At 37.0% G+C, this 22,901-nt stretch carries 31 protein-coding genes and 1 riboswitch; of the genes, 18 read left to right on the top strand and 13 right to left on the bottom strand.

Annotation, left to right across the window (positions count from 1 at the left end; translation table 11 throughout):
• Positions 1-10 precede the first annotated feature (10 nt).
• The 15 genes from pstB (at position 11) to FS608_RS02415 (ending at position 10,727) form a co-directional block, all read left to right on the top strand.
• On the top strand, positions 11-784 hold the full coding sequence (gene pstB / locus FS608_RS02480) for a phosphate ABC transporter ATP-binding protein PstB (protein WP_260871560.1): 774 nt from the start codon (positions 11-13) through the stop codon (positions 782-784).
• A gap of 13 nt (positions 785-797) precedes the next feature.
• The gene (phoU, locus tag FS608_RS02475) at positions 798-1,457 is read left to right on the top strand and encodes a phosphate signaling complex protein PhoU (RefSeq protein WP_144547687.1); all 660 of its coding nucleotides are present in this window, start codon (positions 798-800) and stop codon (positions 1,455-1,457) included.
• Between the two features lie 207 nt (positions 1,458-1,664).
• A complete protein-coding gene (locus FS608_RS02470; RefSeq protein WP_186328575.1) occupies positions 1,665-2,228 on the top strand; it encodes a DUF4912 domain-containing protein in 564 nt (187 codons plus the stop codon).
• A 14-nt stretch (positions 2,229-2,242) separates the two neighbouring features.
• A complete protein-coding gene (locus FS608_RS02465; protein ID WP_144547685.1) occupies positions 2,243-2,845 on the top strand; it encodes a hypothetical protein in 603 nt (200 codons plus the stop codon).
• Between the two features lie 38 nt (positions 2,846-2,883).
• Positions 2,884-3,024, top strand: a complete 141-nt coding sequence (locus tag FS608_RS30045) for a hypothetical protein (RefSeq protein WP_186328574.1) — start codon at positions 2,884-2,886, stop codon at positions 3,022-3,024.
• Positions 3,025-3,152: 128 nt separating this feature from the next.
• Complete coding sequence (rpmG, locus tag FS608_RS02460) at positions 3,153-3,302, top strand: 50S ribosomal protein L33 (protein ID WP_015594975.1); 150 nt, start codon at positions 3,153-3,155, stop codon at positions 3,300-3,302.
• 60 nt (positions 3,303-3,362) lie between these two features.
• A complete protein-coding gene (locus FS608_RS02455) occupies positions 3,363-3,929 on the top strand; it encodes a 5-formyltetrahydrofolate cyclo-ligase (protein ID WP_144547684.1) in 567 nt (188 codons plus the stop codon).
• A complete protein-coding gene (locus FS608_RS02450; protein WP_144547683.1) occupies positions 3,926-4,714 on the top strand; it encodes a DUF92 domain-containing protein in 789 nt (262 codons plus the stop codon). The genes FS608_RS02455 and FS608_RS02450 overlap by 4 nt, the downstream gene beginning before the upstream one ends.
• Before the next feature lie 63 nt (positions 4,715-4,777).
• A complete protein-coding gene (locus FS608_RS02445; protein WP_144547682.1) occupies positions 4,778-5,734 on the top strand; it encodes an L-lactate dehydrogenase in 957 nt (318 codons plus the stop codon).
• 70 nt (positions 5,735-5,804) lie between these two features.
• Positions 5,805-5,999 (top strand): hypothetical protein, encoded by a 195-nt coding sequence (locus tag FS608_RS02440; protein ID WP_144547681.1) that lies wholly within the window; start codon positions 5,805-5,807, stop codon positions 5,997-5,999.
• A gap of 172 nt (positions 6,000-6,171) precedes the next feature.
• Positions 6,172-7,740 (top strand): rhomboid family protein, encoded by a 1,569-nt coding sequence (locus FS608_RS02435; RefSeq protein WP_144547680.1) that lies wholly within the window; start codon positions 6,172-6,174, stop codon positions 7,738-7,740.
• A gap of 108 nt (positions 7,741-7,848) precedes the next feature.
• A complete protein-coding gene (locus FS608_RS02430; RefSeq protein ID WP_144547679.1) occupies positions 7,849-8,055 on the top strand; it encodes a YqgQ family protein in 207 nt (68 codons plus the stop codon).
• Positions 8,056-8,069: 14 nt separating this feature from the next.
• Positions 8,070-9,041 carry an ROK family glucokinase gene (locus FS608_RS02425; RefSeq protein ID WP_144547678.1) on the top strand — a complete coding sequence of 324 codons (972 nt, stop codon included), beginning with the start codon at positions 8,070-8,072 and terminating at the stop codon, positions 9,039-9,041.
• Between the two features lie 139 nt (positions 9,042-9,180).
• Positions 9,181-10,317 (top strand): YqgU-like beta propeller domain-containing protein, encoded by a 1,137-nt coding sequence (locus tag FS608_RS02420; protein WP_395947422.1) that lies wholly within the window; start codon positions 9,181-9,183, stop codon positions 10,315-10,317.
• Between the two features lie 92 nt (positions 10,318-10,409).
• Positions 10,410-10,727: an MTH1187 family thiamine-binding protein gene (locus FS608_RS02415; RefSeq protein WP_144547676.1), complete on the top strand. Its 318-nt coding sequence runs from the start codon at positions 10,410-10,412 to the stop codon at positions 10,725-10,727.
• Positions 10,728-10,799: 72 nt separating this feature from the next.
• Here the strand turns inward: FS608_RS02415 and FS608_RS02410 are convergent, their stop codons facing one another.
• Positions 10,800-10,976, bottom strand: a complete 177-nt coding sequence (locus FS608_RS02410) for a DUF2759 domain-containing protein (RefSeq protein WP_144547675.1) — start codon at positions 10,974-10,976, stop codon at positions 10,800-10,802.
• Positions 10,977-11,190: 214 nt separating this feature from the next.
• On the opposite strand from FS608_RS02410, the gene FS608_RS02405 reads away from it, so the two are divergent.
• Both FS608_RS02405 and FS608_RS02400 read left to right on the top strand, forming a co-directional pair.
• Positions 11,191-11,826, top strand: a complete 636-nt coding sequence (locus FS608_RS02405) for an MBL fold metallo-hydrolase (protein ID WP_144547674.1) — start codon at positions 11,191-11,193, stop codon at positions 11,824-11,826.
• Between the two features lie 163 nt (positions 11,827-11,989).
• Positions 11,990-13,081, top strand: a complete 1,092-nt coding sequence (locus tag FS608_RS02400; protein WP_144547673.1) for a class I SAM-dependent methyltransferase — start codon at positions 11,990-11,992, stop codon at positions 13,079-13,081.
• Between the two features lie 44 nt (positions 13,082-13,125).
• Here FS608_RS02400 and FS608_RS02395 read toward each other — a convergent pair whose 3' ends face one another.
• The 12 genes from FS608_RS02395 to FS608_RS02340 all read right to left on the bottom strand — a co-directional run bounded on the left by FS608_RS02395 (position 13,126) and on the right by FS608_RS02340 (position 21,347).
• On the bottom strand, positions 13,126-13,368 hold the full coding sequence (locus tag FS608_RS02395; protein WP_144547672.1) for a DUF2626 domain-containing protein: 243 nt from the start codon (positions 13,366-13,368) through the stop codon (positions 13,126-13,128).
• Positions 13,369-13,451: 83 nt separating this feature from the next.
• Positions 13,452-14,150 (bottom strand): helix-turn-helix transcriptional regulator, encoded by a 699-nt coding sequence (locus FS608_RS02390; protein WP_144547671.1) that lies wholly within the window; start codon positions 14,148-14,150, stop codon positions 13,452-13,454.
• Positions 14,151-14,369: 219 nt separating this feature from the next.
• Entirely contained in the window at positions 14,370-14,555 is a 186-nt protein-coding gene (locus FS608_RS02385; RefSeq protein WP_144547670.1) for a YqzE family protein, read from the bottom strand.
• Between the two features lie 49 nt (positions 14,556-14,604).
• Positions 14,605-14,991 (bottom strand): competence type IV pilus minor pilin ComGG, encoded by a 387-nt coding sequence (gene comGG / locus FS608_RS02380; protein ID WP_186328573.1) that lies wholly within the window; start codon positions 14,989-14,991, stop codon positions 14,605-14,607.
• Positions 14,988-15,464: a competence type IV pilus minor pilin ComGF gene (gene comGF / locus FS608_RS02375; RefSeq protein WP_260871559.1), complete on the bottom strand. Its 477-nt coding sequence runs from the start codon at positions 15,462-15,464 to the stop codon at positions 14,988-14,990. The genes comGG and comGF overlap by 4 nt, the downstream gene beginning before the upstream one ends.
• Positions 15,412-15,750 (bottom strand): hypothetical protein, encoded by a 339-nt coding sequence (locus FS608_RS02370; protein WP_144547668.1) that lies wholly within the window; start codon positions 15,748-15,750, stop codon positions 15,412-15,414. Before FS608_RS02370 ends, comGF begins: the two co-directional genes overlap by 53 nt.
• The gene (comGD, locus tag FS608_RS02365; protein ID WP_144547667.1) at positions 15,740-16,174 is read right to left on the bottom strand and encodes a competence type IV pilus minor pilin ComGD; all 435 of its coding nucleotides are present in this window, start codon (positions 16,172-16,174) and stop codon (positions 15,740-15,742) included. The genes FS608_RS02370 and comGD overlap by 11 nt, the downstream gene beginning before the upstream one ends.
• Positions 16,174-16,491 carry a competence type IV pilus major pilin ComGC gene (gene comGC, locus FS608_RS02360; protein WP_144547964.1) on the bottom strand — a complete coding sequence of 106 codons (318 nt, stop codon included), beginning with the start codon at positions 16,489-16,491 and terminating at the stop codon, positions 16,174-16,176. The genes comGD and comGC overlap by 1 nt, the downstream gene beginning before the upstream one ends.
• Before the next feature lie 22 nt (positions 16,492-16,513).
• Positions 16,514-17,545, bottom strand: a complete 1,032-nt coding sequence (gene comGB, locus FS608_RS02355; RefSeq protein WP_144547666.1) for a competence type IV pilus assembly protein ComGB — start codon at positions 17,543-17,545, stop codon at positions 16,514-16,516.
• Positions 17,532-18,614, bottom strand: a complete 1,083-nt coding sequence (comGA, locus tag FS608_RS02350; protein ID WP_144547665.1) for a competence type IV pilus ATPase ComGA — start codon at positions 18,612-18,614, stop codon at positions 17,532-17,534. The genes comGB and comGA overlap by 14 nt, the downstream gene beginning before the upstream one ends.
• A gap of 150 nt (positions 18,615-18,764) precedes the next feature.
• Positions 18,765-19,556, bottom strand: coding sequence for a YqhG family protein (locus FS608_RS02345; RefSeq protein WP_144547664.1), 792 nt, complete (start codon positions 19,554-19,556; stop codon positions 18,765-18,767).
• Between the two features lie 120 nt (positions 19,557-19,676).
• Positions 19,677-21,347, bottom strand: a complete 1,671-nt coding sequence (locus FS608_RS02340) for a DEAD/DEAH box helicase (protein ID WP_144547663.1) — start codon at positions 21,345-21,347, stop codon at positions 19,677-19,679.
• Between the two features lie 176 nt (positions 21,348-21,523).
• A riboswitch (glycine riboswitch) is annotated at positions 21,524-21,611 on the top strand.
• Positions 21,612-21,781: 170 nt separating this feature from the next.
• Between FS608_RS02340 and gcvT the strand changes: the two genes are divergently transcribed.
• A complete protein-coding gene (gene gcvT / locus FS608_RS02335; protein WP_144547662.1) occupies positions 21,782-22,888 on the top strand; it encodes a glycine cleavage system aminomethyltransferase GcvT in 1,107 nt (368 codons plus the stop codon).
• Positions 22,889-22,901: the final 13 nt, after the last annotated feature.

The raw sequence follows: 22,901 nt of genomic DNA, 5'->3' as shown, positions 1-22,901 counted from the left end.
GGGAAAAATTGTGGCAAATTCAACATTAACCAGACAGGTTTTTGATATAAAAGATCTGAATTTATGGTATGGTGAGCATCATGCATTAAAAAACATCAATTTTCCGATAAACAAAAAAGAGGTTACCGCTATCATCGGCCCTTCCGGATGTGGTAAATCTACATTTATTAAAACCCTAAACTTAATGATTAATATGGTCCCAAATGTAAAAATGACGGGCGAAATTAATATTAATGACCAAAATATATTAGACAAGAAAGTGGATCTCGTTGATCTACGTAAACATGTTGGCATGGTTTTCCAGAAGGGAAATCCTTTTCCACAATCTATTTTTGATAATGTTGCCTATGGACCAAGAGTCCATGGGATCACAAAAAAGAAGCATCTTGATGAAATTGTCATTAAATCACTAATGGATGTGGCGCTATGGGAGGAAGTCAAGGACCGTTTACACGCACCTGCCTTAGGACTATCAGGGGGACAACAGCAAAGGTTATGTATTGCAAGAGCACTGGCAACCAAACCAGAAGTGTTATTAATGGATGAACCAACTTCTGCACTAGACCCAATTTCTACGCTAAAGATTGAAGAGATGATTTTAGAATTAAAAGAAAAATATACGATTGTTATTGTAACCCACAACATGCAGCAGGCATCAAGGGTTTCTGATAAGACTGCATTCTTTTTAATGGGTGAATTGATCGAACTAGATTCAACATCGACAATTTTTTCAAATCCAAGAGACGAACGGACTGAAGGATACATTACAGGAAGATTCGGATGATGAGGTGTCTACTATGAGTACAAGGACAATTTTTGATAATAATTTAAAAGAGTTAAAAGATTTGCTTCTAACAATGGCTGAGAAATCGGAGCATGCAATCAAAGAAGCGATGATTGCCCTTATTAATCAGGATATGGAAAAGGCCAAGCAGGTCATCGATAGTGATAATGAAATCGATGAGTTAGAGTATGAAATTAATGATAAGGCATTATTATTAATTGCAAGACAATCACCTGTAGCGACTGATCTTCGGAAAATAAATGTAGCTTTAAAAGTTTCATCTGAGGTTGAGCGATTTGCGGATATTGCAGTAAATATTGCTAAATCAGCCTTGCATATCGGAAATGAAAAGCATTTTAAAGAAATAATTGATATCCCAAAAATGATGGAAATGGCCTTGGAGATGGTTTCGGATTCCATACAGGCCTATTATTCAGAGGATATTACGGTTGCAAAAAAATGTGCAGAAAAAGATGATGAAGTGGATAAAATGTTTGGAAGTTTAATACAAGAATTGTTGAGTCATATTCCACAAAATCCACATGCAACCAACCAAATTATTCAATTGGCATTTGTTTGCAGATATATCGAGAGAATAGCAGACCATTCAACGAATATTGCCGAACATGTCATTTACCTAGTAACAGGAAACCGAGTAAATTTAAATGCCTAATGAATCATAGCGTTGTAAAAGATAAGGAGTTTTCTGCCTTATCTTTTTTTTCTTTATGGGAAATTACGAATCCCAAAGTCTTCCAAGAAACGACAATTTGCGTTTATTGTGCGCGGTCGCAACTGGTGGTACGATTAAATTATCATCTATTAAGAATAATTAGAGAATTCGTGCATATATTATTCAGTTGCAGAAATGGAGGACAAAATGGTTGATGAAACTACTAAGTTAAAAGGAGATGGCAGAAATATAACAAACCATCCATCTACAGACTTTTTTCCTCTTAAGGGGGAAATGGTCGCTAAACTAGTTACTCCCCGTAAAATGCTTCTCTTCTGGGAAGTTTCTAACATACCCCAAACAATTATGGATCGCTATTTTCATCTAAGTTTTGATCGTCTGACAACAGTTGTCCGAATTTATGATGTTACAGATTTGGATTTTACCGGTAAAAACGCTCACCATTTTTTTGAAATCAAGGTTCCGTATCAAAATGGACATTGGTTCATTAAAGGGTTAGTCGCAAATCGTAACTACGCAGCTGAATTAGGGATTAATATTTCGGATAAGGAATTTTTTCCACTGTTTCGCTCCAATATCATTTACACTCCAATGATGGAAATACCAAATCGAACTGACATCAATTATGATCTAATTCAACTGAAGCAATATGAAGAGCATCTGCCAAAATGGCTGGATCATAGTAGTATGTATCAATTAAACAAATGTGTATCTTCTAATAAAACAAATGAAACACTAAATAATGAATAAAAAGGTGTAATTCGATGAATATAATTGAGCAGCTACAACAAATGAAACCTAGTCCCCAACTTCCACAGGAAACACTTCAGTTTATTCCCGGTTTATGGGTTAACGGAAAATACTTTTGGCTCCAAGATTGTAAGGAAAAGGTCTTACATAATGAAGGAATTGTTATCAAAGTGAAACAGGAGCAACCCCACTCCAAAATACAATATTCAAGTGTCTATATTAGTAATCACAGCAAGGAAACGAAAGAAATTAAAGTTTTGGCCATGCATTACTATCCAATGGTTATTCAAGATAATCTTGTCTTTGTATCACCGACAGATAAAAGAATCTTTCATCATGCAAATAATAATATTTACTTGGTTAATGGAGAACATAATGGAGTTGGAATGAAGGAATACACGGCCATGCCGCAATGGAAGGTTTTTACTGATCAAATATGGAGTTCTCTTCAAATAGGGAGCCTAAATTACCTGCCAATGGCTAAAACGCCTGCTTCTAGTATTTTTTCAATAAAAATGTCGTTAGGTCCGCATGAGATTGGAAAAATGAACACGTGGACGATATCAGGTTCCAATAAAAACGAATTACTCTCAATGGAGCAAGCCCTTTTAAAATAAGCCTATGTTAAAGCTTATTGTATTTTTTGGGCACCATTTTGATTGGAGTGGAAGGCACGAAGACTCCTGCGGGAGAACGGGGCAGGGGAGACCCCGCAGGAGCGCAGCGACGAGGAGGCTCCCCGGGCCACCCGCGGAAAGCGAAGTGCCTGGAGCGGAAATCAACAGGGCACGTTTAACAGAGCTAAAATAAACAAAATCAATCCAATAATTATCTAAAAAAAACATACTAGCATTTCCTTTTAAAAAATGATATTATGGATAAGTCGTATGAATGAAATGCTTAATTGTTTGGAGGGAAATAAACATGCGCGTGAATATTACATTAGCTTGCACTGAATGTGGAGATCGTAACTATATTTCAACAAAAAATAAACGTAATAATCCAGATCGTCTTGAGCTTAAGAAATATTGCCCAAGAGAAAAACGTACAACAGCACATCGTGAAACAAAATAAGCAGTAGGGCTTCCTGCTGCTTTTTTTGTTGTCCAAAAATATAATGTGAGGTTATCTGTGATGAATAATAAAGTGTCTATTCGTAAAGATATGAAAGAGCAACTTTCCAGTCTTACAAAACCTATATATGAAGATCATTCAAATAAAATTGCGTGCAGACTTTATGAGGATTCAGATTGGAAGCAAGCACAAGTGATTGGAGTAACGATATCGAAAAAGCCAGAAGTTGATACATATCAAATTATTGAGAGAGCATGGGAATTAGGGAAACAAGTGGTTGTTCCAAAATGTGACCCCAAGGAAAAGAAAATGACTTTTAGAAGAATCACTGATTTTTCACAACTCGAAACAGTATATTATGGTCTATTAGAGCCAATTGAGGCATTAACTAATCAAATGAGCGCTGATAGCATTGACTTAATCATTGTTCCAGGTTTGGCCTATACCCGTGAAGGCTACCGTTTGGGTTTTGGAGGGGGTTTTTATGATCGATATTTACAAAATTATAGTGGTAAAACCCTTTCACTTGCCTTTGCTGAACAGCTGGTCCCACAGTTTCATGTGGAGGACCATGATATTCCTGTTTCGAAAATTATTACAAACGATGAGGTTATCAAAATAAGATGATTGAAGCCATTATTATCTTCATTTTTATCCTGTTAGGAGCTGCTTCAGGTTATCACTCTAAATCCTTGACCCGATCGGGTGCCTTGGCAGCAAGTATTGTTGGACTAGCCGTTTATTTAGGATTCGGTATAAATGGTCTTTACCTGCTTGGTGCTTTTTTTGCCTCATCAACTTTTTGGTCAAAATATAAGAGTAGTTCAAAGTACATAATAGAAGAAAAGTTGGCAAAAGGCGGTACAAGAGACTGGCGTCAAGTTGCTGCGAATGGAGGTGCTGCGGGGCTTTTCAGTATCATTTATTATTTTAATCATGATACGATTTGGTTAATTGGTTTTTTAGTCTGTCTCGCAAGTGCAAATTCTGATACATGGGCTTCGGAAATTGGCAGTTTAAGTAAACAGGCCCCCTTATACATACGTACCTTTAAGCGAGTCGAAAAGGGGACATCTGGAGCGATTAGTTTTTTAGGAAGTGCGGCTTCACTTGCAGGCTCTTTACTCATTTCGATTATTGGATTTTGGCTTTTTGATTTAGGTCTATTTTTAACTTGTCTGGTCTTTTTATTTGGTTATCTCGGGAATGTTATTGATACGTTGATTGGTGCCTTTTATCAGCAGGTATATGTATGTGGACAATGTGGTATTGAAACTGAGAAGAAGAGTCATTGTACGTTACCGACCACTAAAATAAAAGGGATGGTCTATGTAGATAATGATATGGTGAATTTTATTTCTGGCTTTATTGCTGCGCTGCTTGCAATCGTCATCACGTATTTAAATAAATAACTCAGCCTATCAAAATGAACTTTTAATACTATTATTATCATACTTTTACATGGAGGAATGGTCATGGTAAATCGCCGCGTAAATAGAGTTGCCCTTATAGGAACTGGATTTGTTGGATCAAGCTATGCTTTTGCACTTTTAAATCAGGGGATCACCGAAGAACTAGTTTTAATTGATTTAAATAAGGAAAAGGCAGAAGGAGACGCAATGGATTTAAATCATGGATTACCATTCTCTCCATCGCGAACAAAAATATGGTTTGGGAGTTATCAGGATTGCGGGCAGGCTGACCTTGTCGTGATCACAGCAGGTGCAAACCAAAAGCCAGGGGAGACAAGGCTAGACTTGGTAGAAAAGAATACAAGAATTTTTAAAGGAATCGTGGACGAAATTATGGCAAGTGGTTTCGACGGTATTTTCCTTGTGGCCACAAATCCAGTGGATATTTTAACATATGCGGTTTGGAAATTCTCAGGTTTACCAAAAGAACGGGTAATTGGTTCAGGGACGATTTTAGATACAGCACGATTTCGGTTTTTATTGGGTGATTATTTTGATGTGGACACCCGCAACGTGCATGCCTATATAATTGGAGAACATGGAGATACAGAATTGCCTGTGTGGAGCAATGCAGATATTGCTGGAACTTCCATCAGTGATTGGTCAAAAAACAAAACAGGTTTTAAACAAAAGGACCTTGATCAAATCTTTCTAAATGTTCGGGATGCTGCTTACCAAATCATTGAACGAAAAGGTGCAACCTATTATGGAATTGCTATGGGCCTGGTCAGATTGACCAAAGCGATTCTCCGTGATGAAAATTCAGTCCTCACTGTCTCCACTTATCTAGATGGAGAATACGGACAAAATGATATTTATATTGGCGTTCCGGCTGTAGTTAATCGTGAGGGAGTTAGACAAGTAGTTGAACTGAATTTAAATCAAGAAGAGCAAGCAAAATTCGAGAATTCAGTGAATGTATTAAAGAAAACAATGGAGCCTGTTTTTAAAAATTATTAATCAGAATTCAATCATTTTTATTGGATAATTTAATCGTTATCATCACAAAATAGATACAGGAGGGATGATGATGTCTCGCATATTAACATCCATATTAATGATTGGTTCTATAGGGTATTTGGTTTATAAGTACAAATTCCGACTTATTAATGTCCTGCTCGGGTCTAGTTGGATGCGCAGAATTGCAGTAGGCTCAGTTATGAGTTTTCCAGGAGTAAAGCAAAAAATGATGCAATCGATGTTTGGAAGACCATCTGAATGGTGAAAACCACAGATGGTTTTTTTGTTTTAATTTTGAGAGGTGGCAGCAAAAATAATCAACTTGTTTAATTATTGTAACGAGAGATTTCGTTTATAATGAAAGAGAAGCGGGAAAGGCGAATAAAATGAAAGCAGGTTTACCTGAAGCTTATTCTTACATAGGAAGTTGGGGGGAAATGAGTAATAGAGAAGGATTCATCTTTTGGAAGTTGGCCAATTTATTGATATCTAGTCATGGTTATCGTATTATTCAATTATTTGAAAATCAAAAAGAATTATGGCTCGAAAAGCTTGAAAATAAAAAAGCACCGATCATTCGTATACTGCATCATAATTTGGATTGGAGTAATGCCATGCAGCGGGATATTGAGTTTACTGCTGCCAATGGGGAAAGAGTCCGAAAACAAATTGGCCGTCATGAGTTGAATGTTGTTAACATCTACGTCAGTGAATTTCCGCCTGTTGATGAATACGAATTTCGTCTTACGAAGCCTTTTGTCCATTCGGATGGAAATAAGACCATGGTTACTTCAATTCTAATTGCACAGGGGCAATACGAGGAAGGGTTCAGACGTTTATCAGAGAGGCTTTCGCATGATTTTTCTTTTTCTATAAAAGAAGACTATTCAGAAGAAGATGTTGAGTTAATGAAGAAAGCCTCATTGGATTATGCGATAAAAAAAGTAAAGACGGAAAGAGAAATTCTATTAAGTGGTAAACCATTCTTTACTTATGTATTCATTGCGATACAGCTTGCTGTTTTTTTCTGGCTTCAAGTTCATGGTGGGAGCACCAATACTTCCACTTTGATAAAATATGGAGCAAAAGTCAATCAATTGATTATTGATGGGGAATGGTGGAGATTTATAACACCGGTTTTTCTTCATATTGGTTTTGTCCATCTAGCCATGAATACATTAGCATTATACTTTCTTGGTATAGAAGTAGAAAGAATTTTTGGCAGCCTTCGGTTTTTAGTGATTTACTTATTTGCCGGAGTTACAGGCTTTATTGCCAGTTTCATCTTTAGTACGAACTTATCAGCGGGGGCCAGTGGGGCAATTTTTGGCTGTTTTGGTGCGTTACTTTATTTTGGAGTTATTTACCCGAGATTATTTTTCCGAACAATGGGAGTAAATTTACTTGTTGTGCTCGGAATAAATTTGATGATTGGGTTCTCTGCATCCGGAATAGATAATGCTGGACATCTAGGCGGATTGGTTGGGGGATTCCTCGCCGCGGGTGTTGTCCACTTGCCGAAAAAGAAAAAATTACTGCTGCAATTTTTATTTTTAATGGCGTCCGCCGCACTGTTGTGGGGTTCTTTAACATACGGTTACAGTGCGTCTGGAAAATCTCATGATGAAAACTCCAGTTTGTTAATGGCCCAGGAATATATAAAACAAAACAATTATGATAAGGCATATAAGGTATTAAAGGAATCTGAAAAAAATGCTGTGAATGTATCGGAGAAAACTTATTTTCTCTTATCCTTTGTAGAAATTAAGAAGGATATGCTCTCTGAAGCCAAGACACATCTAGAAAAGGCAATAAAACTTGACCCAAGTTTTGATGAGGCGTTCTTTAATTTAGCACTTATTAACCTCGAACAAAAAGAATTGGAAGAAGCTAAAGAAAATGTACAACAGGCTATGAAGCTTAATCCGAATCAACAGAATTATGCTGATTTACTACAAGAGATTAATCGCCAACTCCAATCTTCTAATAATGGACCGCAGGAGTGAAGTTTCTCTAAAACTAAGATTATATTTTCTTGAGGATAGATGACTGGTTGGGTTATACTTTTTCTTGGATAATATTTTTTTCTCCATTAAATAATTAGGAGATATAGTATGAAAACAATTTATGATATTCAACAATTTTTAAAGAGATTTGGAACATTAATTTATATTGGCGATAGAGTAGCCGACCTTGAATTGATGGAAATGGAATTAAAGGAATTGTATCAGTCACAACTAATAGAACCAAGAGAATTTCAAACAGCTTTATTAATTTTGAGGCATGAAATTCAATTTCAAAAAGAAAAAAGTCAAAAATAAGATAGGTGATTTTATTGTCGAAACAATGGATTGTTGGTGTTGATCTTGGTGGTACAACGACTAAATTAGCTTTTATAACAATGGATGGCGAGATCGTTCATAAGTGGGAAATACCAACGGATAATACGGATGAAGGAAAAAACATAACCACTAATATCTCAATTGCAATTGATGAAAAACTAAAGGAACATGGTCAAACAAAAGATCATTTACTAGGAATTGGTATGGGGGCACCCGGTCCGGTTAACTATGAAGAGGGAATACTTTTAAATGTTGTAAATTTAGGCTGGCCTAATAATTATCCTCTAAAGAATAGTCTTGAGACTGCAACATCGCTCCCAGCTGCGATTGAAAATGACGCGAATTGTGCAGCGTTGGGTGAAATGTGGATGGGTGCAGGCAATGGAGCGAAGGATCTTGTTTGTGTTACCCTTGGAACAGGTGTCGGCGGAGGTGTTATTGCTGGTGGAAAAGTTGTTCAAGGTATTAATGGTGCAGCTGGTGAAATCGGTCATATTACTGCTATTCCGTTTGATGGAGCACAATGTAACTGTGGGAAAACGGGGTGTCTTGAAACAGTGGCTTCTGCAACAGGAATTGTACGCCTAGCCCGAACGGAACTTGCTAAGGGGATACAAAGTGAATTAACTTCAAAAATGGTTGAGAATAACACGATTACAGCTAAAGATGTCTTTGATGCAGCGCGCAACAATGATCGCTTGGCTCAGACCGTATTGAATGAGGTATCCTTTCACTTAGGTTTTGCGTTAGCTAGTATTGCCAATACACTAAATCCGGAAAAAATTGTTCTAGGTGGCGGTGTTTCTAAAGCTGGCGATATTTTATTAAATCCAGTAATAAGTAATTTTGAGAAGTTTGCTTTTTCAGCAGTTCGTGACTCAACAAAACTCGCATTAGCTACCCTTGGAAATGATGCAGGTGTACTTGGTGCTGCATGGCTTATCAAAAATAAATTGAATCAATAGTCTAATAAAGGAAAATCCGCATTGATACGGTTTTTCCTTTATTACTTTCCGCAAAATTTGCTATAATATTGAAATATTATAGTTCAAAAAACGTACTTATTTATGAGAGAGAATAAGAGAGGAGGAAATATTGATTAATGTGAAAAGGAATAGTAACCTAAATCCCATGTTTCTGGTCCTCTATTTATTTATATTAATCCTCATCTTAGGTGCATGCTCTCAAAACGAGCAAGTAAAACAAAAAGTGCCTGTTAAAAATGAAAAGCCTAAACCTCCAGTTACCACAACTTCTGGAGATAAGTGGAAATTACCGATTGCAATTCCAGAAGGTGAATTTTCCAAACTCGCCGGCTGGCTTTCTGAGAAACAAGTCCTCTATATTACGAATCTAGAACAAACTTCAAGTATATACCGCTACAATCTCTTTACAGGTAAAAGTGAATTAATATATAAAAGTGAATATCCCGTCATCAACGTACAAATTAGTCCTTCCCAAAAAAGCATTCTTATCCATGCTTCGCAATCACCATCTGAAGGATTGGTTACAATAATTGATACGAATGGGAGCGTACTCCTTCAAAAGGATTTTCCATCCTATGAATTAGCCTTTGAATGGAACCCATATAATGAATCTCAGATTTTAGTAACTAAATTTGCAGAGGATTGGAGTTTTCAAGTGTTTTTACTAGACTTGGGACAATCTACCACATCTGAACTTAATGTGCCTCAGCCTTTTATGAAGTGGATAACTGTTAATCAGATAGCTTGGATTAATTGGATTGAAGATCAGCCAACCTTATTAGCACCACTTACTGGTAGAAATTTAGAAACTGGGATCGAGAAGAATTTGTTTCCATCAGTAATAAATTTTTCTGCCTTTCCTGACTTACTCATGACAATCACCATAAATGAAAAAAAACAATCCATGTCTAGTTATTCATTTTTTGATAACAAATTACGTAAACTATTTACTTTTTCCATGCCGCAGTTAACAAAGTATTCTGATTGGTTAGTTCCTTTTTATGATTATAATGAAGAAAAAAGCCTATTTACTACCTTAAAGCCTCTATCAGGTGGAGAATCGGATACTTATTCAGAGGGTTTCCAACTTTTTACTTATAATCTTAAGAATGGGCGCAGCAACCTAATCATGGATGGTTTAGAAAACGAGCCAATGATACTATCACCAACTGGTGAGGCTCTCTTGTATGGGAATCGATATGAAAAAATTATCGATCTTGATGGAAAGAAATTATATGAATTGATAAAGGAATGACACTAGTATGGACAGTGTCATTTTTTTATTTTATTCTTCAGTTATGATAAAATCACGTTGAATCAAAAACTTAAAGAGGAAGGTATTCAGTCATGGCTATAGTAGATGTAACTGTAATTCCAATTGGAACAGAAACTCCTAGTGTTAGTAAATATGTAGCAAGTATTCAAAAGGTTTTGAAAAAAAATCAAGAGGAAGGGAAAATACGTTTTCAATTAACACCCATGAATACCATTATCGAAGGTGAACTTTCCGTTTTATTTGAAGTTATCCAAGAAATGCACGAAGTACCCTTTTCTGAAGGTATCCAGCGGGTCGCTACAACGATTCGTATTGATGACAGGAGAGATGTTCAGCGGAGTATGGAGTATAAAGTAGAGAGGGTAACCAACCTTTTAAATGAGGATTAATATATGGGTGTAGCTGGACACTCCAATCCATTCAAAATAAAAAGACTGCCGGTTGGCAGTCTTTTAAAACTCTTAGTGAGTTCCTGTTGGAAATCCAGAATTGATGATGGTCATAACTGTAAACCAACCAAAAACCACAAATGAAGCTACACCCCAAAATGCAGCTAAGAAATTTTTATTCTTTAGTGCTGATAATCCACCGAAAGCTGCAAGTATGGTTACGAGAGCAAAAATAATTACTAAACCCATGGAAATCCCCCCTTTTATTATTATAAGCAGGCATACATCAAACAAATTTAAGAAAATTATGTACCTATATTATTTACATTCGATTCTTATTTTATATTTTTTTCTTTCATTTGTCGAGAGCAAAAAAGAACTCGGGTGAATTTGTATTCTTTCTCTCTGCTTAATACATAGTGTAAAATAATGATATCGCAAATTCAATTGGAGGTACAAAAATATGAAATGGCAGCAAATCCCATTGGGAGCACTTCAAACTAACTGTTACATCGTAGAAAATTCAGACCGTTCATGTTTAATTTTTGATCCCGGCAGTGAAGGGAAAAAGCTAATTCAGTTGTTGAATAATAGAAAACTGAAACCTCTTGCCATTATCCTTACTCATGCACACTTTGATCATATCGGGGGTGTCGATGAAGTAAGGGACTTTTATAAAATTCCAGTCTATCTTCACAAAAAGGAAGAAAACTGGCTTGGTGACCCCGCACTAAATGGTTCACAATTCTTTATGATTCAAGATTCATTAAGAGTCAATCCTGCTGATCAAATCATTAAAAATGAAGGCGTTATGAAAATTGGTGATTTTGAATTTAGTATTTTTCATACCCCTGGTCATTCACCAGGAAGTATCTCTTGTTATTTTGAGGAGCAAGGATTTGTTATCTCTGGAGATGCCCTTTTTCAAGGTAGCATTGGCCGTACAGACCTGAGGGAAGGGAACGCATCACTGTTATTAAAAAGTATACACGATAAGCTGCTTGTATTACCTGAGGAAACGTATGTATTATCTGGTCATGGACCTGTGACAACCATTGGTGCAGAAATGGACAGTAATCCGTTTTTAAATGGATTTTAGCAATTAGGGGAGACAATATAGAAAAACCCTTCTCCGAAATGAGAAGGGTTTTTCTGGGGGATATTCTATTCTAATATGGGAGGGGATAAAGTTTAAGCTACTATCCTAACAATATTATAAAGTTTTCACTGTGTCAATAGTGTTTATTTGAAAAGGAGCATATATGAACACATTTTTTAATACATTATTTTCAAATTCACCCAATGAGTTAATCACCTACGAAAAATATATTGGTGCAGCATTGTATCATCCTGAATTTGGCTATTATATGAGGGATAAACAAAAAATTGGACGGCAAGGAGACTTCATAACGACAAGTAATATTTCTGATATATACGGAAGAATGATAGCAAAGTGGTTTTCTCAAATATGTAATCGGGCACAACTTAACCCCGTTTTTTGTGAAATAGGTGCTGGAAATGGACGTTTTGCCAAAGCATTTTTACAGGAATGGAAGGAAACGATTCAAACCCCATTAACCTATATAATAGTTGAAAGCAGTCCTTTTCATCGCAAACTGCAACAAGATTTGTTAATGGACGATTTTCCCATTGTCCAAGTAGAGAACATTAACGAAGTTACCGCATTTGAAGGAATGATTTTTTCTAACGAACTCTTTGATGCATTACCTGTTCATGTCATTGAAAAAGAAAACGAGGAACTTCATGAAGTTATGATAGGCATTCGAAACAATCAACTGTATGAGCAAAAGGTTCCTTTAACCAATGCAGATATCAAAATGTTTTTAAAGGAAAGCCAGATTGAATTAAAGGAAAAGCAGCGGTTGGAGGTCCCGTTAGCCATGGTGGAGATGATAAAGGGAATCTCCCGTACATTGTTAAAAGGGATTGTAGTAACAGCTGATTATGGTTATACAAATGAAGAGTGGATGGACCCTAGAAGAGTAAAGGGGAGTTTGAGAGGTTATTATCAGCATCAGATGATTGATGATATCTTGCAAAATCCTGGCGAAATGGATATCACAACACATATCCATTTTGATTATCTTATTCAAAAGGGTGAAAAGGAAAACTTAGAATTTATTTCAAAGCTGAGGCAGGATGAGTTTTTATTACAAGCAGGCATTCTGAAAGAATTAGCTAACCATTATGATCCCAATCCCTTTTCGGAGGTAAGCAAACGGAATAGAGCGATTCGCAGTTTGATTATGCCCTCAGGGATGAGTTCCTATTTTCATGTGGTTATCCAGCAAAAAGAGGTTAAATTAAAATTGAGTGATATTTTCATCGAATAAAGAAAAAACGCCGGAGTTTTCCGGCGTTTTTTTCTAATTGTTACTTAGTGTCCTGCACCAGGCACCATCATGAACGTTGTCCAATAAGTGAAGCCTGCGAAGAAAACTGTTAAATATGCTCCGAATACCCACAAATACATGCGCTCGGATAGTTTTAGATAGCTAAGCAGAACGAAAAAACCTGTTTGGGCTAAGAATAACATTGCCGTCTTATCCAGATCACCTAGATAAAACATTACTGTAAAAATGCCCGTCCAGAAACCACAAACTCTGAACATGCGATCCATATGTATCCCTCCTTTTACCCTGCGATCCCATCATTACAATATTATAAAGTAAAAGGAGGTACAATGTAAATAATGGTTTCGAATTAGTTTGTTACAAGCGCTTGATATGAACAAGTTTCACATCCAGAAATAATATTATCTTTTTCAATTAACTCAACTGATTCAAAAAGTGCTCCAAACATCCCCTTCAAAAATTCATGGTGCATACTACAAACTGTTTCCGAATGATCTTCTGCCACTTCTTTAAATGGACAATTGAAAATTTGGAAATAAATTTTTGTTTTATCGCCATTTGCTTCAAATTCAGGATAAAAACCTGCAAGAGTTGCGGCACTTTTTAATATTGTTAGCTTTTGGTCAAATTCTAATTCCTCTCCAAACGCTCTTTTTGCCTTTTCTTGTTCAATCAGCTCTGCACCAAAACGTTTTCCAGTAAGGAAAAGTGCTTTTCTTCCAACCTCTCCAAGAGAAATCATGGTTTGGATTGCGACTTTAGATAAGAGCATGTAGTCACGAAATGGAAAATGCAGCTGTATTACATCATCTGATAGACGATACAGTCTACTCGGTCTGCCGCCTTTACCAGTTTTCTTCGTTTCAGACACTAACATATTCACATCTTCAAGTTTTGATAAATGCAATCGTGCAACATTTGGATGAATATTAAAGTTTTCTGCCACTTCTTGTACGGTTACTTCTTGATGCCGTTTGGTAATGTATTGATAAATATAGTACCGTGTTGGATCTGATAAAACATTTGTTATCTTTAATGTTTGTTCCATCATTGTTCACCTCGGACCCCCATAATTTATTCCATTATAATACAGCCCTTGAATCATGGGAATGAGGTTAACAATGTTAACACAGTATGTTTAGAAAATGTTCACAATTAGCGACTTTATATTGTAACAATATATTAACAGACAACAAAGTTCGGTAATAAAGTCATTTGTCAACAGTAAAAGTATAATTATTTTAGGAAAATAAGGAATTTTGAGAAGTTACATTTTTCGTCTCTTTTTAACTTCAAAATAGAGGATGTATGGAAGAATACCGAACCAACGATACCAGAAAGAGGCTTTTGTTTCTTTTCGTTCGATACGAAGACGTTTCCTTTCATCCTTTGGTTGATCTGCATATTTTACGATCGTTTGAGTCATGTATTTTACATAGTCATTGGTTTTCATGGACACGCACCTGCCTTTAATTTTCATGTACAAGTATGCCCATATTTAATTATTTCAATTCAAGCCATTTGGATAATCGTTTGGTTCGTGAATCAAAATATCCCCTGCCGTTAGCTGTTATACCATCAATATTGAGGTGCAATGTGAAATTGACCTTTTGAATATACCCAATGGGTGTTTCAGTTTGGTAATCCATGGTTCCCTTTACAAACGTAATCGTGCCTTTGGCAGGCAGGTTGCCAGTCTTTTGATATATTGCTTCAACTTTTTTTACTGACGAGAGGAAATAATACTCCTCGAGCATGATTGTATTCGTTTCGTGTGCCATTTTTCTTTCGGATAACAATACTTCAATTCGGCCCGAAAGAAATAATAAAAAAATGATTAGAAGGCATAAGGTAAGTGGGTAGGTAAAGCCTTTCTCATTATTTATCATGGGATATTCAGCCAATTTCCCATTGAGAATGCAGTAACTGAATATTTTCTTCCCCATAGGTCAGTTACATCGATTTTAACAGCATTATTTATGAGTGTGAACGAATACTGTGAAACATTTTGTAGGAGTATTTCGTGACCAGTTGAATTCACACGGCGCCTAAGGTTCGTTCCGTACTTTTCATACTGAATGGTTTCTGCTTCTTTTGTTAGAATTAACCGATTCGAGATGACCTCTGCACGGCTGGAAAGCCGGATCTCCTTTTTTATTTGGCTCGAAAATACATCCCACTCCATTGTCTGTAAAGCTGCCTCCGTATCCTTATTATTAAGAATTATTTGGAATAATGGTGTCATAAAAAAAATAATTGTTGTGAAAATAGAAAAAGAAATAAGCACTTCAATGAGTGTAAAGGCATCTTCATTCAAGCAGCCCACAGACTTCGACTTCCGGAAGGAACGAATTTTTTTCAACTCTCACACACACCTCCTTTTGTCCCGCCAACTCACTTTCTTTCCAAATGATTTGATATTCAATTCCGTTTTGAATAGTAGTGGAAAATGATGTTCCCCAATTACTGACTAAATTCGCTTGTAATTCTTCGTACATCAACTGTCGGGCCTTATATTCTAATTCCAATTGTCGGGATTGTTCTCTTAGTTCGGTCAATAATGGCAGTAAAAACAAACTAAGTAAAAACAAGGCTGATAAGGAAAGTAGAAGCTCAAGCAGAAAATAGCCTTTAGAACTACTTAACATAAAACCGTCCCTTTCCAATTAACACGGTCATTTGATAGGTATTATTATTGGTTTGGATGAGTAAAGTACCAAACTGGTTCACATTTCCATCGTTTAGGAATTTGAAATATAAGGGTAGAGTACTTGTAGCAAGAATAATATTTTTTGAGTAATTTCGAATAACGATTGGCGGCAGTTCGGGTCTCAATAGCATGTAATACTTATACTGCGATGGAAGAATAACAACGGATACTTCATGTTGATGAGATATAGCATATTGTTGTGAATAATATAGGTCTGCTTTAAATTGGGTTAAAAAGGCCTCATCCTCCAGGACTGAGCGCTGTGGTTTTAAGGAGAAAACTGTAATTGAGGAGATAATCATGAAGATGGAGAGAACTAACAAGGACTCAATTAAAGTGAAGCCGTTTTGATCGTTTTTCATTAGGGATTAGTTACTTTTGCAATTGAGGTTACATTACCTTCAGCATCTATTGCAACTGTATTACCATTAGGACAACCCGTAGCATCTGGCTTTAAATATCCTTCTGCTTTTAGTTCTTCAATTGTAGGGACTTTGTTCTTATCCATTTCATATGCTTGAACTTGAGCTTGGACCATTTTAACGTAGGCCTCACAACCTTTCTTGTTGATATTTGAATTATGTTTGGCAACGTTTGGGATTGTAATAATTAACAGCACTGAGATTACCAGCATAACAATCATCATTTCTATTAATGTAAAACCCTTTTCATTTTTCATCATTCTAACAACCTCCATTTTTTTAAATACCATCAAGTAGGTGAAACATGGGTAAAAGAATAGCTAAATACATCGATACCACAAGGAATCCAATAATAATATAAAGAATAGGCTGAATGGTTGATAATCGTTTTTGAATCATTTCTTCCATGATTGTAATACAGTGCCTGCTGAAAAATAGCAGCTCCTGCTCCAACTTTCCATTTTCTTGTCCATGTTTTACAATCATCGGAAATTCTTTTTCGAAGAATAACATCGTTGCCAAAATTGACTCCAATCTTTCTCCGGTAATAAGTTTGCTTTTAATTGCGGTAGCTAAGTGACTGTAAAAAGGATGTCTGAGATTCTGTTCAAAGAGTAGTAGTGCTTCGGAAACAGATAACCCACCCGAAAGTAAGAAGCTTAGTTGAATAGAAAAGTAGTGAGTAAACAATAATTTGAGGATTCTGCCAACAATAGGAATGCGAACTAGATGGACCCTTTGTTTTAGGATGGAGAGCTTTCGAAATATAAGCAAGTAATAAATTGCTCCCAAAAGTAGGATAAAAAGCAAGATGCTGATCACAATCGGAAAATAACGATCAAAAGTGTAAATGACATTCATGAAAAAATTTGCTTCTAGACCAAGGGACGAAAAAAGACTTGTGAACCTTGGCAGTAATGTATTTTCTACGAAAATAAATAGAAAGCCTGTAATGATGATAAGCACTGCAGGATACTGAAGCAGTTTTAGAAGCTTGTGTAAATCTTTATCCTTAAGTAATGCAAGTTCACTTCCCTCCAGCAGAGCATCCGCAAAGCAGCCATGTTGTTCGGCAAAATAGACATAACCGACTAAGTCTTTTTGGAAGCCCAGATTGTTTAAGGCAACATGAAATGGTTGACCTTTTTTCAATTCTTCTAAACAATCATTAAGTTCCTCCTTTCGTTTTGAGGGTAATTGTAATGCTATGGACTCAATTGCAAGTGCAATTGGATATCCTCTTGCCAAAAGTTCACCAATTCTTCTCAAGAAATTCGCCTGTTCGTTCACTTTCCATTTATGACGATTCATCATCATACACCAATCGCTCGTATTCAGATTCTTGAATATAACCAAGGGCAATCCCTTTGTTTATTACATCTTTTAAGGTGCGGTAACGGGAATTTATTTTATCGCCTTGGGCAGTCTTCATTACACCGTGTAAATTTCTTCCTGATAATAGTTCAAACACACTTGCACGTTTCCATCGGCCATAGGAATAGCAACTAGGAGTGCAGTCCCCTTCACAAAAAGGGCAGGAGAGTTCAACCAATCTTTGTGCTGTTATGGCAATCAGCGTTTGTTCAACTTCTAACCAATTCACACCAAACTCTCGCAGGCGATAAACAGCTCCCTTCGCATCGCGAGTATGCATCGTGGAGAGGACGAGATGGCCTGTTAAGGCAGCTCTTACCGCAATTTTCGCCGTCTCAGCATCGCGAATTTCACCGACCATAATAATGTCAGGGTCATGACGAAGAATAGCCTTTAGACCAGCTGCATATGTTACGCCTGCTTTTTCATTGACTTGTATTTGCAGGACGGAGTCATAGTTTTTTTCAATGGGATCTTCGAGTGTGATGACATTTCGGTGAAATAGGTGGGCTGTTTCATTTAAAAGGGAATAAAGGGTAGTTGTTTTGCCGCTGCCAGTGGGCCCGGTGAAAATGATTAGTCCATGAGCATGTTTGAGAAGGGCGAGTAGTTTTCGTGTCATTGACGGGAATAGTGAGAGTTGGTGAAAAGGGATTTGTTCTTGCTGTGGCAGGAGCCGGATGACGAGGCTCTCTCTGTTATTCGAAGGAAGTGTGGATAGTCTTAAGCCCATTAATTGTCCGTCAACCTCACAGAAAAATGCTCCACTTTGAGGCCGTCTTCTTTCGCCGATATCCATATTGGCTGTGAATTTAAAATGTGAAATTAATCTGTCGCATTCATCTTTTGGAAGGGATAGTCGGGGAATGAGTTTGTTGGTTAATCGTATTTGAATGAGTGTGTCATTCTTCCTTGGTATAATGTGAATGTCTGTTGCCTGGTTCCGTGCCGCATCTGCAATAATTCGATTTGCTAAGATTTCTATCGAGCTAACAATAGGTACCACCGCCTTTATTATTTTTCATTTGATAATATTCGACAGCGTTCCTGCTTATCCTTCTTTATTTTCAAAAATATTTTTTATTTTTTCGGCAAAGTAATTTTAAGGTGTCAGGCACCATGTGAAGTATTCAAATGGTACTAGACACCCTTAGCTTTATATAGCTTTGTCGGTTAGATAGAAAAGGCCTCCGTTTATGAAGGAGATGGATATTTTTGGTTCGTATTGTTCTTTTAAGGCGAGTTTTTCCGTTTCATAGTTTTCGTTTTCTTCTTCGACATCTTCATAAAAATGGTTTAAGAGTCGTAAGTCCTGCTCCCAGCGTTTTCTTGCATCCTCTGCCCAGGTGTGATCATCTTTCTCAATTACGGAAGTTAGGTATGTTTCTATCCTTGACATCCCACTCTGCGGCCTCACTAATGGTGATAGGGTAAAGGAATAATCTGGTATTTTTGGTGTTAACGGTATTTGTAGAAGCTTGTCATGGAAATCTTCGACCATTGTTCCGTTTATGAGCTGTAAGCCAATTGACTTGAAAATATCACGTTTTCGGTCACATTGGTAGGAGATTTTAACATTCATACAAAGCCACGGCAGCAAAGGCGTCTGCCTGTTCTGGTGGCGATGATTCTCGTAAAGCCGCATATAGCAGGCTAGTTTCTTTGTCGAAGCAAAAATTTGATGTAGACGAGGAGAACCAAAATGAATGATTTCACCCTTCATGTTTTCAGGAGCGGCATCCTGATTCGTGATAAAGGTTAGCCTCATTGGATTTGGAATTCCGCCTGTTTTTTCTAAATAGTGCCAGTAAAATGGCCGGTTCATTAATTCCTTGTCAAGTTCCACTGTTAACTGAACAATTAAATATCCAGGGCCATTCTCCACAATTTCACAATCATTGGCCTGAAAATAGTTCAATAGAAAGTTATGAATTTCCTGCTGCTGCATGGGAATCTCCTTTCTTCATGTCTAGCTCCAGCGCCTAGGGGCTCGGGGTCATAAGCCAATCCGTCCTGAAGGTTAAAAAGCAACCTTCAAGTTGGCTCGTCTTATGCCTGTCGCCCCTGGTCAAGGCGCTTCCGCTTTTCTAATCTCTTGAGCAAATTCAATCATTGATGATAAATTTTCCATTTTTATACGCATTTCCCCTTCAGAAGAGGATTGTCCGAATATATCTATTAAATGTTCTTCGATATTGCCAAATTCCAACTTTGTTAAAATATCGTCAAGTTCGCCGATTACTTTTTCAAATAAATGGATCTTTTCGTAAAGTAGCTTTAAAATATGCTCCTCGACGGTGTTTTTAATTGCAAAGTTATAAATCATGACATCTTTTTCCTGACCGAGACGATGAATACGACCAATCCGCTGTTCGAGCCTCATTGGATTCCAGGGCAAATCAAAATTAATAATATGGTTGCAAAATTGAAGATTGATTCCTTCGCCGCCCGCTTCTGTCGCAATCAGAACTTGAGCATGCTTTTGAAATAATTCCCTCATCCAGTCCTTTTTTCCGCGCTTAAACCCGCCGCGAAATGGGACAGATGTTATTCCGTGCTGTTTTAAATACCATTGTAAGTACATTTGGGTGGCCCGATATTCGGTGAAAATAATCACCTTATCATTTACCTTTTGAATTAACTCTAATGCTTTTTCCGCTTTGGAATTTTTCTGAACGGCTTCGACCTTTTTCATTAAATACTGAATTTGTTCTTCGAAAGCTGGTGTAGGATCTTCCTTTTTTTGGAGCATATTCTTTAATGTATAAAAAACGGCCTCTCTGCTGCTGCATGCCTCGCGCTGTAATGTCATGACTGAGAAGGAACTAGTTTGGACCCAATTCCCTTCGCTTTTTAAGTTAGTAATTGACTCGTAGAGATCTTTCTCCTCTGGGCTGCATTCAATTGGAATCGTTTCGACATGCCGTTTTGTCCATTCGATTCCTGTATCCGCCCGCCGGTTCCGAATCATGACCTTGTTTACTAATTCTTTTAAATGCTCATCATCATTTAAGGATCGTGCATCACGCTTGTATTTTTCATAGAATGCAGTTTCGCTCCCTAAATGTCCTGGTTTTAATAAAGAAACCAGATTAAAAATTTCCTCGACTCGATTCTGAATCGGTGTTGCCGTCAATAATAAACAAAATTTCTTTTTCAGATTTTGAACAAATTCGTAATTCTTTGTTTTGTTATTTTTTAGTTTATGTGCTTCATCAATGATGATGAGATCATAGTCCTGTTGGTTGATGATGTCTCGATGCGGATTGCGTTTAGCCGTATCAATCGACGATACAACGACATCACACTGTTCCCACACATAGCTTTTTCTTTGTGATATGGCAGGAATGAAAAATTTGCTATTTAGCTCGATAGACCATTGTGTAACTAAGGAAGCGGGGACTAGAATTAATACCTTTTTCACCAATCCGCGTATCATATATTCTTTTAGAATTAATCCAGCCTCAATCGTTTTTCCAAGCCCAACTTCATCAGCAAGTATAGCTTTTCCGTTCATATTTTCAATCACTTGTTTCGCTGTTTCGAGTTGGTGTGGAAGCGGGGTTAAATTAGATAAATGACTTGGTGCCAATAAACCGTTGAAATCAGGAACAACGAGATGTTTCTCTACTCCAATTGCAAGTTTAAAAAGGTCCCAATTCCCCCATGGACCATCGTTATCGATTCTATGTAAAAAATCATCCTTCCAAGAGGAATCAAATTCAATTTCGATCGACATGGTGTCAACTCCTTTTTTACAATTTCCAGCTATATTCTTTTCTAATAAAGTTATTGCCCAATGTATAATTTTAATGGTAGGATGATAATAGTCTTGAATGTTTTAAATATTTTAATAAAGTAATTTATTTTATAAGTATAATTAGTATGACCAATTTGGATAATATTATAATGCGAATGATAACAAGGGGAGAGACTACCTATGTAGCGCCGAAGGAGCAAGCAGAAATGTGAATCTCTCAGGCAAAAGAACTCTTGTTTGACGCAGCTCTGGAGAGTGCTGATTAGACTTTTCAGCCACCAAAGGGGAAAGCCTTTAAAGGTAAACTTTCAGGTGCAAGGACAGAGACCTTCTTACGTTACATGGGAGGTTTCTGTCCTTTTTTATGGTTATCCTAAGAATAATATGTGCCAAAGATTGAAGGGGGATTAAGAATGTCTGAATTAAAACGAACTCCGCTTTTTGATGTGTATAAAGAATGGGGAGGAAAAACCATTGATTTCGGAGGTTGGGAGCTGCCAGTCCAATTTTCTAGCATTAAAGATGAGCATGAAGCTGTTCGCACACGTGCAGGATTATTTGATGTTTCCCATATGGGTGAAGTGGAAGTAAAAGGCACTAATAGCTTGGATTTTTTACAAAAAATGATGACGAATGACATCTCAAAAATTAAAAATGGAGGTGCCCAGTACACTGCCATGTGTTATGAAAATGGCGGTACTGTCGATGACCTCCTTGTGTATAAAATTGAGGACAATCATTACCTTCTAGTAGTTAACGCATCAAATATTGAAAAAGATTATAAGTGGCTTGAAGATCATCTATCTGGCGATGTCAGCTTAGAAAACTTATCAGATAAAACAGCACAACTCGCCCTTCAGGGACCACTTGCAGAAAAAGTATTGCAAAAGCTTGCTGGGAATACAGATTTGAGCGGGATTGGCTTTTTCAAATTCCAGCAAGAAGTAATCTTAAATGGAAAAAAAGCTTTAGTTTCAAGAACGGGTTATACCGGTGAAGATGGCTTTGAAGTATATTGTGATGCAGAGGATGTAATTGACCTTTGGAGAGATATCTTAGCTGCAGGTAAGGAAGACGGAGTAATTCCTGTTGGGTTAGGTGCCCGCGATACACTGCGTTTTGAAGCAGTATTAGCACTTTATGGCCAAGAACTTTCTTCAGAAATTTCACCACTAGAAGCAGGGATTGGCTTCGCTGTGAAATTATCAAAGGAAGCTGATTTCATCGGGAAAGAAGCGTTAATCCAACAAAAAGAACAGGGTTTAACTAGAAAATTGGTAGGAATTGAAATGATTGATCGTGGGATTCCTCGCCATGGATACCCTGTTTATAGTGGTGACAATTTAATTGGTGAGGTTACAACAGGCACTCAATCACCAACTTTAAAGAAAAATATTGGTCTTGCTCTAATTAATTCGGAATTTACAGGCCTTGAATCCGTTGTTGAAGTGGAGATTCGCGGCAAACGCTTAAAGGCTACTGTCGTTCCAACACCTTTTTATAAAAGAGAAAAGAGATAACAGAAGGGAGTTA

The organism is Bacillus sp. X1(2014), from assembly GCF_007678255.1.
Note: the sequence above shows the minus strand (reverse complement) of the source record. Positions and strands in the feature narration are given on the sequence as shown.

Excerpts from the sequence above, each read along its gene's own strand:
- FS608_RS02435 (WP_144547680.1), top strand. The coding sequence starts at position 6,172 with ATGAGTAATAGAGAAGGATTCATCTTTTGGAAGTTGGCCAATTTATTG.
- comGC (WP_144547964.1), bottom strand. The coding sequence starts at position 16,491 with ATGAAAAATGAAAAGGGTTTTACATTAATAGAAATGATGATTGTTATG.
- FS608_RS02415 (WP_144547676.1), top strand. The coding sequence starts at position 10,410 with ATGGCTATAGTAGATGTAACTGTAATTCCAATTGGAACAGAAACTCCT.
- FS608_RS02410 (WP_144547675.1), bottom strand. The coding sequence starts at position 10,976 with ATGGGTTTAGTAATTATTTTTGCTCTCGTAACCATACTTGCAGCTTTC.
- comGD (WP_144547667.1), bottom strand. The coding sequence starts at position 16,174 with ATGAAAAACGATCAAAACGGCTTCACTTTAATTGAGTCCTTGTTAGTT.
- FS608_RS02370 (WP_144547668.1), bottom strand. The coding sequence starts at position 15,750 with ATGTTAAGTAGTTCTAAAGGCTATTTTCTGCTTGAGCTTCTACTTTCC.
- FS608_RS02440 (WP_144547681.1), top strand. The coding sequence starts at position 5,805 with ATGTCTCGCATATTAACATCCATATTAATGATTGGTTCTATAGGGTAT.
- FS608_RS02430 (WP_144547679.1), top strand. The coding sequence starts at position 7,849 with ATGAAAACAATTTATGATATTCAACAATTTTTAAAGAGATTTGGAACA.
- comGB (WP_144547666.1), bottom strand. The coding sequence starts at position 17,545 with ATGAATCGTCATAAATGGAAAGTGAACGAACAGGCGAATTTCTTGAGA.
- phoU (WP_144547687.1), top strand. The coding sequence starts at position 798 with ATGAGTACAAGGACAATTTTTGATAATAATTTAAAAGAGTTAAAAGAT.
- FS608_RS02390 (WP_144547671.1), bottom strand. The coding sequence starts at position 14,150 with ATGGAACAAACATTAAAGATAACAAATGTTTTATCAGATCCAACACGG.
- comGG (WP_186328573.1), bottom strand. The coding sequence starts at position 14,991 with ATGATAAATAATGAGAAAGGCTTTACCTACCCACTTACCTTATGCCTT.
- FS608_RS02405 (WP_144547674.1), top strand. The coding sequence starts at position 11,191 with ATGAAATGGCAGCAAATCCCATTGGGAGCACTTCAAACTAACTGTTAC.
- FS608_RS02395 (WP_144547672.1), bottom strand. The coding sequence starts at position 13,368 with ATGGATCGCATGTTCAGAGTTTGTGGTTTCTGGACGGGCATTTTTACA.
- FS608_RS02465 (WP_144547685.1), top strand. The coding sequence starts at position 2,243 with ATGAATATAATTGAGCAGCTACAACAAATGAAACCTAGTCCCCAACTT.
- FS608_RS02455 (WP_144547684.1), top strand. The coding sequence starts at position 3,363 with ATGAATAATAAAGTGTCTATTCGTAAAGATATGAAAGAGCAACTTTCC.
- FS608_RS02470 (WP_186328575.1), top strand. The coding sequence starts at position 1,665 with ATGGTTGATGAAACTACTAAGTTAAAAGGAGATGGCAGAAATATAACA.
- FS608_RS02340 (WP_144547663.1), bottom strand. The coding sequence starts at position 21,347 with ATGTCGATCGAAATTGAATTTGATTCCTCTTGGAAGGATGATTTTTTA.
- FS608_RS02385 (WP_144547670.1), bottom strand. The coding sequence starts at position 14,555 with ATGAAAACCAATGACTATGTAAAATACATGACTCAAACGATCGTAAAA.
- FS608_RS02345 (WP_144547664.1), bottom strand. The coding sequence starts at position 19,556 with ATGCAGCAGCAGGAAATTCATAACTTTCTATTGAACTATTTTCAGGCC.
- gcvT (WP_144547662.1), top strand. The coding sequence starts at position 21,782 with ATGTCTGAATTAAAACGAACTCCGCTTTTTGATGTGTATAAAGAATGG.
- rpmG (WP_015594975.1), top strand. The coding sequence starts at position 3,153 with ATGCGCGTGAATATTACATTAGCTTGCACTGAATGTGGAGATCGTAAC.
- FS608_RS02445 (WP_144547682.1), top strand. The coding sequence starts at position 4,778 with ATGGTAAATCGCCGCGTAAATAGAGTTGCCCTTATAGGAACTGGATTT.
- FS608_RS02450 (WP_144547683.1), top strand. The coding sequence starts at position 3,926 with ATGATTGAAGCCATTATTATCTTCATTTTTATCCTGTTAGGAGCTGCT.
- FS608_RS02400 (WP_144547673.1), top strand. The coding sequence starts at position 11,990 with ATGAACACATTTTTTAATACATTATTTTCAAATTCACCCAATGAGTTA.